Origin of the sequence: Streptomyces sp. NPDC127097 (assembly GCF_042724075.1) — a bacterium.
Taxonomy (GTDB): Bacteria; Actinomycetota; Actinomycetes; order Streptomycetales; family Streptomycetaceae; genus Streptomyces.
In genome coordinates this window covers 1-9,439 of the sequence record NZ_JBHXFI010000110.1, presented here as the reverse complement: position 1 = coordinate 9,439, position 9,439 = coordinate 1, and the positions used below count along the sequence as shown (strand labels likewise).

The 9,439-nt window shown below is 73.5% G+C and carries 5 protein-coding genes; 4 read left to right on the top strand and 1 reads right to left on the bottom strand.

The annotated features are described in order from the left end of the window. From ACFWJW_RS37390 to ACFWJW_RS37380, 3 genes are all read left to right on the top strand, one after another. A partial coding sequence (locus ACFWJW_RS37390) for an SUKH-4 family immunity protein (RefSeq protein WP_387249811.1) occupies positions 1–1,428 on the top strand: 1,428 nt, incomplete at its 5' end. A gap of 246 nt (positions 1,429–1,674) precedes the next feature. Continuing rightward, positions 1,675–2,610: an LCP family protein gene (locus ACFWJW_RS37385; protein ID WP_387249814.1), complete on the top strand. Its 936-nt coding sequence runs from the start codon at positions 1,675–1,677 to the stop codon at positions 2,608–2,610. Between the two features lie 162 nt (positions 2,611–2,772). Continuing rightward, positions 2,773–3,777 carry a cellulose-binding protein gene (locus ACFWJW_RS37380; protein WP_387249809.1) on the top strand — a complete coding sequence of 335 codons (1,005 nt, stop codon included), beginning with the start codon at positions 2,773–2,775 and terminating at the stop codon, positions 3,775–3,777. Between the two features lie 40 nt (positions 3,778–3,817). On the opposite strand, the gene ACFWJW_RS37375 is transcribed toward ACFWJW_RS37380, so the two are convergent. Then, positions 3,818–5,467, bottom strand: coding sequence for an MFS transporter (locus tag ACFWJW_RS37375; RefSeq protein ID WP_387249807.1), 1,650 nt, complete (start codon positions 5,465–5,467; stop codon positions 3,818–3,820). 208 nt (positions 5,468–5,675) lie between these two features. Here ACFWJW_RS37375 and mfd point away from each other — a divergent pair, with 208 nt between their 5' ends. Then, positions 5,676–9,251 (top strand): transcription-repair coupling factor, encoded by a 3,576-nt coding sequence (gene mfd / locus ACFWJW_RS37370; protein ID WP_387249805.1) that lies wholly within the window; start codon positions 5,676–5,678, stop codon positions 9,249–9,251. The last annotated feature ends 188 nt before the right edge of the window (positions 9,252–9,439 follow it).

The following is a 9,439-nucleotide window of genomic DNA, read 5'->3' as shown; positions in this document are numbered from 1 at the left end:
CCCGGGTGCGGCGGGGTGCATGCCGCCGCGTCGATGCTCGCGGACGGCGAGGCAGTTCTGGATGGCCTCGTGGGTGCGGTAGGTGCCGGTGCCGGCCCCGGGGTGCCGCCGCCGCCCGCGCCGCCCGGTGTGCCGGGCGCACCCAAGCCGCCCGGCCCGCCCGGTAAGCCCGGGGTGCCCGCGGACGGCCGGAGCTCCGGCGGCCAGGGCGGTCCGCCGCCCCCGCCGCCCGCCGCGGGCGGTACCGGCGGTGTGCATGCGGCGGCCACGATGCTGGCCGGCGGCGCGGCGCTGCCCGACGGCGGTCCCGGCGGCCCGGGTGTGCCGTCGTCGGCCGGTCCCACGCCCCCGCCCGCGGCGCCGCCCGGTCCTCCGCAGGGGCCGCCCGGTGCGCCGGGCCCCGGCGGCGGTGCGTACGGCTATCCGCAGGCGCCGAGCGGTCAGCCGACGGTCGGTCCGGGCTATATGGCCGTGCTGAGCTATCGCGCGCCGGACGGGTCCGAGCAGAAGATCGTGCGCCGTTCCGCGCCCGGTACACCGCATCCGGAGTGGCAGCTGCTGCACGAGCTGCGCGGGATGAACGTGCCGCCGCAGCAGGTGCTGGAGCTGCACACCGAGCTGGAGTGCTGTGATCTGCCGGGTGGCTACTGCGCCCGGATGATCCGGGACAACTGGCCGCAGGTGCGGATCAGCCACACCGCCGCGTACGGCCGTGACCATGCCTCGCGCCAGCAGGGCGTACGGCATCTGGTCGAGCATCAGGGCGAGTTGCACCAGGTCGCGGACGGCCCGGCGCGGCCGGCGCCGGTGCGGGTGCCGTTGCCGCACCCGTCGCAGGTACCGCCGGTGCCGCCGGTGCCCCCGCAGGTGATCGGGCAGGAGCTGGAGCAGGCGTTCGGCCCGCAGGCCCTGTTCCGCTTCGACCAGCGGGCGGTCTCCCGCCAGGGGGTGCCCGATGTGGTGGCGCAGATGCTGGTGTGGGCCGGGCTGCCGGTCGACTTCGGGCCGTTCTTCTGGGCGCAGGCGCAGCCGCACCGCCCGGTGCCGACGCTGGCGGAGCTGGCGGCGGAGCGGATGGTGCAGCCGGCCGCGGATGCCGGTTCGTATCTGGTGATGGGCAATGACTTCGGCCGTCAGCTGTGTGTGCAGTACGGGACCGCGCACATCGTGGCGGTGCCCATGGAGGCCGGTCCTGGCGGTCAGCCGGCGACGCCGCAGTTCGTGAACTCGGGGCTGCCGGAGTTCACCCGCTGTCTGGCGATGCTGGGGCGGATGTGGCGGCTGCGGTACGGGCTGACGCCCGAGCAGGCGGGCCGTTGGACCGTCGACTTCCAGGCGCAGCTGGTCGCGCTGGACCCGCCCGCGCTGGGGTCGCCGGAGACCTGGTGGTCGGTCCTGCTGGAGCAGATGTGGGACGGGCTGCTGTAACACCGCGTCACCGGTCCGGCGGCGGATGCTGCCGCCGGGCCGGGTCGGGGCGCTCGACCTGCGGGATGGGCCGGGCGCCCCGACCATGCGTATATGGGCCGTCCGATACCCCCGCTGTCGCAGGCGTCGTCCACGACGCTGTACCGGGCAGGGCGCCCGCGGTGGTGGCACCGCGGGCCGGCGGGCCGGCCGCCGCGCAGGCCGGGGCCGCGCCGCCGCCGGCGGGCGTGGCTCACCTGGACCCTGGTGACGCTGCTGGTGCTGGTCGCCCTGGTGGTCGCGGGCGGGGCCTGGCTGTACGTCTCGGCGGGGCGGCAGCTCCAGCACGTCGATGCGCTGGGCGACTACGCCGGGCGTCCGGCCGCGGGCAAGGGCACGAACTGGCTGCTGGTCGGTACGGACAGCCGTACCGCGCTGACCCCGGAGCAGCGCGAGCAGCTGCACGTCGGCAACAACGAGGTGCAGAACACCGACACGATCATGGTGCTGCACTCCGGTGAGCACGGCCCCACGCTGGTCAGCCTGCCGCGCGACAGCTACGTCCCGATACCCGGCCACGGCAGCCGGAAGATCAACGAGGCGTATGCGGACGGCGGCCCGCGGCTGCTCACCCGAACGGTGGAGCAGGCGACCGGACTGCGGATCGACCGCTATGCCGAGGTGAACTTCCTGGGGTTCGTGCAGGTCGTGGACGCGCTGGACGGGGTGCGGCTGTGCCTGGACGCCCCGCTGAAGGACGAGAAGTCGGGCGCGGACTTCCCGGCCGGCTGCCGGCGGATGAACGGTGCCGAGGCGCTGGCGTTCGTACGGGCCCGGTATGCCGACCCGGAGGGTGACCTCGGACGGGTGAAGCGTCAGCGGCAGTTGCTCGGTGCGGTGGCGGAGGAGATGGCCGCCCCGTCGGTGCTCCTCGACCCGGACCGGCTCAAGCGCGTACTGGACACCTCGCTGGCGGCGCTGGTCGTGGACGACGGCGCGGACATGGCGCGGGTCCTGGATATGGGCTGGTCGATGAAGCAGATCGCCGGGGGCGGCGGTACGGCGACGACGGTTCCGGTGAACCGGCCCGGGGTGATGGTCAGTGGTGTCGGGTCGGTGCTGTCGTGGAACGAGAGCGGTGCGCGGGAGTTGTTCGGGGCGCTCCGCCACGACGAGCGGATTCCGACTTCTGGCACCAAATAACGCATCCTGGTGGGGTGGATGGGGTGAAGTGCCGCGAGGGTGCGATCTCGCACCGATCCCCAGGGAAGTGCGCATAACGGCACAGTCCTGCACACAACCATGCGAAAGAGCGCGGAAGGCCGCGGATCGCACGACGGCCGCGCGGCGGAGAGGGGCTTGAGGATGAGTGCATCGGTTTCGCCTCACGGGTTCGAGACCGTACGAGGGCGTGGCTACCGGCCGGAGGACGTGGACCGCCGCGTCGAAGGGCTCTCGGTCGACCGCGACTCCTGCTGGGAGCGCGCCGCGCGGCTCACGGTCCTGTCCAACGAGATGGCGGCCGAACTCGCCGAACTGCAAGAGCGGGTGGCGCAGCTGCCGCCCCAGACGTACGAGTCGCTCGGCAGCGAGGCCCGGCTGATCCTGACGACCGCGGAGTCCGAGGCGGTGCGGCTGCGGGCCGGGGCACAGCAGGCGGACGAGGAGATCCGGGACGCGGCCGCGGGGTATGCGGACGAGGTCCGGGAGGCGGCCGGCCAGGCGGCACAGGCCCGGCGCGGCGAGGCGGAGACCCGGGCCCGGCGCATCGGGGAGGCGGCGCGGGGGGAGGCCGCCGAGCTGGTGACCGTGGCGACCGAGGAGGCCGGGAAGCTGCGGAAGGAGGCGGCCGCGGAGCTGGCGGAGGTGCACCGGCGGACCGCGCAGCTGCTGCGTGACCAGGAGAAGCGGCAGACCGACGAGTGGGACGCGGCCGGGCGGGAGATCGCGGAGCGGGAGGCGGAGACCGACCGGCTGGTCGCGGAGCTGGACGCCCGCGGGAAGGCGGCCCGCGCCGACAGCGAGCGGCGCTACGCCGAGGCCGAGGAGGCCGCCCGGCACCGCCAGGAGGACGCCGAGGACCGCGGCGCCGGTCTGCTGGCCCAGGCCGAGGCCGAGGTGGAGCGCATCGAGCGCACCACGGCGCGGATCCTGCGGGAGCACGACGCGGAGCGCGACGAGGTCCGCACCCATATGACCCATGTACGCAACAGCCTGGCCGCGCTCACCGGGAAGGCACCGGCACCGGACGAGGACGACGGGACGCCGGGCGGCGGGCGGGAAGCCGACGCCCCGGAGGCCGCCGGCCCCGACGCGGAGGACACCCTGGAGACACAGCTGCCCCGCGCGGGCGGCGGCGCGGGCGCCTGACGGACGGCCACGCCACCGCGACCGGACGCCGGTCTTCCGCTCAGACCCCGCCCTGGCCGCCCGCGCCCTCACCCGCGCCTGTGCCCGTGCCCTCACCCGCTCCTCTGGCCTCGCCCTCGCCCGTGCCGCCGGTGTCCGTGTGCACCGGGAAGTGCCGCGGTGCCAGCAGCAGGGCGAGCAGCGCGAGTCCGGCGGCCGCGGCGGCGCCGAGGTAGACGTGGTCGACCGTGGTGTCGACGGCCCGGCGGAGGTAGTCGGTGGCCTGCGCGGTGAGGTCGCCCTGGTGTTCCAGCGCGCGGGAGACCGCGTCGAGGTCGTCGGGCAGGCCGGCGCGGATGCCCGAAGGGGCGTGCGCGAGGCGGTCGTTGAGGGTGGTGTTGGCGAGGGCGCCGAAGAGCGCGGCACCGAGCGACTGGCCGACCTGGCGGCAGAAGAGTATGGAGGCGGTGGCGGTGCCGCGCTCCCGGTAGCCGACGGAGGACTGGACGCCGATGATCAGCGGGAGCTGGAAGAGGCCGAGGGCCGCGCCGAGCGCCAGCATGATCAGCGCGGGCTGCCAGGCGGCGCCGGGGTAGGGCAGCAGCGGGAAGGCGAGCAGGACCAGGCCGGCCACGCCGATGCCGAGCATCGCGCAGCGGCGGATGCCGAGCCGGTTGTAGACATGGCTGCTGAGGGCGGCCGAGACCGGCCAGCTCAGGACCATCACCGACAGCACGAAACCGGCCGCGGTGGGGCTCAGGCCCAGCACCGACTGGGCGTAAGTGGGCAGGAACACCGTCGGGGCGACCATCAGCAGGCCCAGGGCGCCCAGCGCGAGGTTCACGGCGGAGATGGTGCGGCGGCGCCAGACCCAGCCGGGAATGATCGGCTCCGCGGCCCGGCGCTCGATCAGGACGGTGAGCGCCGCGCACCCCGCGCTGCCGGCGAACAGCAGCAGTGACGGCGTGGACAGCCAGGCCCAGGCCACCCCGCCCTGCACCAGGGCGGTCAGCAGCAGCCCCCCGCAGGCGAAGATCGCCAGCGCGCCGGGCCAGTCCACCCGCGGGCGGGCGCCGGGGCCCGGCCGGCTCCGCTGCGCCTCGGTGAAGTGCCGCCCGACCAGCCAGAGGGCGAGCGCGCCCACCGGCACATTGACCAGGAAGATCCAGCGCCAGTCCGCGTAGGCGGCGAGCAGTCCGCCCAGGGCGGGCCCGGCGACCGCCGAGGTGGCCCAGACGCTGGAGAGCCGGGCCTGGATCCTGGGGCGTTCCTTCATCGGGTAGAGGTCGGCGGCGATGGTCTGGACGGTGCCCTGGAGGGCGCCGCCGCCCAGGCCCTGCACCACCCGGAAGGCGATCAGCGAGGCCATGTTCCAGGCTCCGGCGCAGGCCAGCGAGCCGACGAGGAAGAGCACGATGCCGGTGATCAGGACGGTCTTGCGGCCGAAGGTGTCGGAGAGCTTGCCGTAGACCGGCAGGGTGACGGTGACGGCCAGCAGATAGCCGGAGAACAGCCAGGAGAAGACCGCGAAGCCGCCGAGGTCGCCGACGATCTGCGGGACGGCGGTGGCGAGGACCGTCGAGTCGAGCGCGGCGAGGGCCATGCCGAGCATCAGGGCGGCGACGACGGGGCGGGGCGGCGGGCCCGTGGGCGGCGCGGCCGGCGCCCGCAGCGTGCCACTGTCTCCGGTACGTCGCGTGCTTCCGCTCACCGTGCCCCCTCCTGGAGTCCTTGTAAGGTGCACCCTTCCATGGGAGCGGTGGGCGCGGTACCGGGAATCCGGGCGGCACGGGGGCGCGGGGGTGCCGTCCCGGACTTCCGGCCCGGGCTGTCGGTGGGCGGGCGTACGCTTGGCAACCCCGGCCCGTGAGACGTGTCGGGCTGCTGCGTTGTTCGCCTCGCTGGGACGGAACCTTCTCATGAGCCTGACTGGTCTGCTCGACGTCGTCGTCAAGGACCCGGCGCTCGCCGAAGCGGTGCAGGCCGCGACCGACGGGCACCGCCCCCGGGTGGATCTGGTGGGGCCGCCGGCCGCCCGCCCCTTCGCGATCGCCGCGCTCGCCCGGCAGGCCGGCCGCCCGGTGCTCGCGGTGACCGCCACCGGCCGGGAGGCCGAGGACCTGGCCGCCGCACTGCGCAGCCTGATGCCGGCCGGCGAGGACAACTCCGTCGTGGAGTTCCCGTCCTGGGAGACGCTGCCGCACGAGCGGCTCTCCCCGCGCTCGGACACCGTCGGCCGGCGCCTCGCGGTGCTGCGCCGGCTCGCCCACCCCCGCGACGACGACCCCACGGCCGGCCCCGTCTCCGTCGTCGTCGCCCCCATCCGCTCGGTGCTCCAGCCGCAGGTCAAGGGCCTGGGCGACCTGGAGCCCGTCAGTCTGCGCACGGGGCAGACGGCCGACCTCGAAGAGATCGTCGACGGTCTGGCGGCGGCCGCCTACGCCCGCGTCGAGCTGGTCGAGAAGCGCGGCGAGTTCGCGGTCCGCGGCGGCATCCTGGACGTCTTCCCGCCGACCGAGGAGCACCCGCTCCGGGTCGAGTTCTGGGGCGACGACGTCGAGGAGATCCGCTACTTCAAGGTCGCCGACCAGCGGTCCCTGGAGGTCGCCGAGCACGGGCTGTGGGCGCCGCCGTGCCGGGAGCTGCTGCTGACCGACGAGGTGCGGGAGCGGGCCGCGGCGCTCGCCGAGCAGCACCCCGAGCTGGGCGAGCTGCTCGGCAAGATCGCCGAGGGGATCGCCGTCGAGGGCATGGAGTCGCTGGCTCCGGTCCTGGTGGACGACATGGAGCTGCTGCTGGACGTGCTGCCCAAGGGCTCGATGGCCGTGGTGTGCGACCCGGAGCGGGTGCGCACCCGGGCCGCCGATCTGGTGGCCACGAGCCAGGAGTTCCTCCAGGCGTCCTGGGCGGCGGCCGCGATGAACGGCGCGGGCGGCGGGCAGCCGGCGGACGGCGGAGCGGCCCCGATCGATGTCGGCGCGGCCTCCCTGTGGGGCATCGCGGACGTCCGGGACCGGGCGCGCGAGCTGGGGATGATGTGGTGGTCGGTCAGCCCGTTCGCGGCCGACGAGGACCTGGCGGCCGACGGCGACACCCTCAAGCTGGGCATGCACGCCCCCGACACCTACCGCGGCGACACCCAGCGGGCGCTGGCCGACACCAAGCAGTGGCTCGCGGACGGCTGGCGCACGGTCTTCCTCACCGAGGCGCACGGCCCGGCGGCCCGCACGGTCGAGGTCCTCGGCGGCGAGGGCATCCCCGCCCGCCTGGACCCCGAGCCGGCCGACATCGCCCCGTCCGTCGTCCATGTCTCCTGCGGCTCCCTCGACAACGGCTTCATCGACCCGGAGCTCCGGCTCGCCGTCCTCACCGAGACCGACCTCTCCGGCCAGAAGGCGGCCGGCAAGGACGGCGCCCGGATGCCGGCCCGCCGCCGCAAGACCATCGACCCGCTCACCCTGGAAGCCGGCGACTTCATCGTCCACGAGCAGCACGGGGTGGGCCGCTACATCGAGATGGTGCAGCGCACGGTCCAGGGCGCCACCCGTGAGTACCTCCTCGTCGAGTACGCCCCCGCCAAGCGCGGCCAGCCCGGCGACCGCCTCTACATCCCCACCGACCAGCTGGAGCAGGTCACCAAGTACGTCGGCGGCGAGGCCCCCACCCTGCACCGCCTGGGCGGCGCCGACTGGACCAAGACCAAGGCGCGCGCCAAGAAGGCCGTCAAGGAGATCGCCGCCGACCTGATCAAGCTGTACTCCGCACGGATGGCGGCGCCCGGCCACACCTTCGGCCCGGACACCCCCTGGCAGCGCGAGCTGGAGGACGCCTTCCCGTACGCGGAGACGCCCGACCAGCTCACCACCATCGCCGAGGTCAAGGAGGACATGGAGAAGTCGGTCCCGATGGACCGGCTGATCTGCGGCGACGTCGGCTACGGCAAGACCGAGATCGCGGTCCGCGCCGCCTTCAAGGCCGTCCAGGACGGCAAGCAGGTCGCCGTCCTCGTCCCGACCACCCTCCTCGTGCAGCAGCACCTCGGCACCTTCACCGAGCGCTACGGCCAGTTCCCGGTCAACGTCCGGGCGCTGTCCCGCTTCCAGACCGACACCGAGGCCAAGGCCGTCCTCGAAGGGCTGCGGGAGGGTTCCGTCGACCTCGTCATCGGCACCCACCGGCTGTTCTCCTCCGAGACCAAGTTCAAGGACCTGGGCCTGGTCATCGTCGACGAGGAACAGCGCTTCGGCGTCGAGCACAAGGAACAGCTGAAGAAGCTCCGCGCCAACGTCGACGTCCTCACCATGTCCGCCACCCCCATCCCCCGCACCCTGGAGATGGCGGTCACCGGCATCCGCGAGATGTCGACGATCACCACGCCCCCCGAGGAGCGCCACCCCGTCCTGACCTTCGTCGGCCCCTACGAGCAGAAGCAGATCGGCGCGGCCATCCGCCGTGAACTGCTGCGCGAGGGCCAGGTCTTCTACATCCACAACCGGGTCGAGTCCATCGACAAGGCCGCCGCCCGGCTCCGCGAGATCGTCCCCGAGGCGCGTATCCAGACCGCCCACGGCCAGATGGGCGAGTCCCAACTGGAGCAGGTGGTCGTCGACTTCTGGGAGAAGAAGTTCGACGTCCTGGTCTCGACGACGATCGTCGAATCGGGCATCGACATCTCCAACGCCAACACCCTGATCGTCGAGCGCGGCGACAACTTCGGCCTCTCCCAGCTCCACCAGCTGCGCGGCCGGGTCGGCCGCGGCCGCGAGCGCGGCTACGCCTACTTCCTCTACCCGCCCGAGAAGCCGCTCACCGAGACCGCCCACGAGCGGCTGGCGACCATCGCCCAGCACACCGAGATGGGCGCCGGCATGTACGTCGCCATGAAGGACCTGGAGATCCGCGGCGCGGGCAACCTCCTCGGCGGCGAGCAGTCCGGCCATATCGCCGGCGTCGGCTTCGACCTCTACGTCCGTATGGTCGGCGAGGCGGTCGCCGACTACCGGGCCTCCCTCGAAGGCGGCGTCGAGGAGGAGCCGCCCCTGGAGGTCAAGATCGAACTCCCGGTGGACGCGCACGTTCCGCACGACTACGCGCCCGGCGAGCGGCTGCGCCTCCAGGCGTACCGCGCCATCGCCTCCGCCTCCTCGGAGGAGGACATCGCGGCCGTCCGCGAGGAACTCACCGACCGCTACGGCAAGCTGCCCGAGCCCGTCGAGAACCTGCTGCTGGTCGCCGGCCTCCGGATGCTGGCCCGCGCGTGCGGCGTCGCCGACATCACGCTCCAGGGCTCCAACATCCGCTTCGGCCCCGTGGAGTTGCGCGAGTCCCAGGAACTGCGGCTCAAGCGGCTCCACCCCCGTACGGTCCTCAAGCCGGCCGCGCAACAAATTCTCGTTCCGCGGCCCACGACGGGAAAGATCGGCGGCAAGCCGGTGGTTGGGCGCGAGCTGCTCGCGTGGACAGGGGAGTTCCTCTCCACCATTTTGGGCTCGTAGCCCTTTTGGGCTCGTAGCCCCGCTTCCCACGTTGTCGGGTGGCGCCGCCGTGCCTGTTTTTCGCCTTCGGCGGGGGTGGGTGCTGGTCTTTTACAACTCCCCCCACAGGGGTGGGGTCCCCTCACGTACGGGAGGGTGTGGGGCCGGAGGGGTGGGTGTTCGGACGTAAAGCGAAGCAGTCCGAACAC

Excerpts from the sequence above, each read along its gene's own strand:
- ACFWJW_RS37380 (WP_387249809.1), top strand. The coding sequence starts at position 2,773 with ATGAGTGCATCGGTTTCGCCTCACGGGTTCGAGACCGTACGAGGGCGT.
- mfd (WP_387249805.1), top strand. The coding sequence starts at position 5,676 with ATGAGCCTGACTGGTCTGCTCGACGTCGTCGTCAAGGACCCGGCGCTC.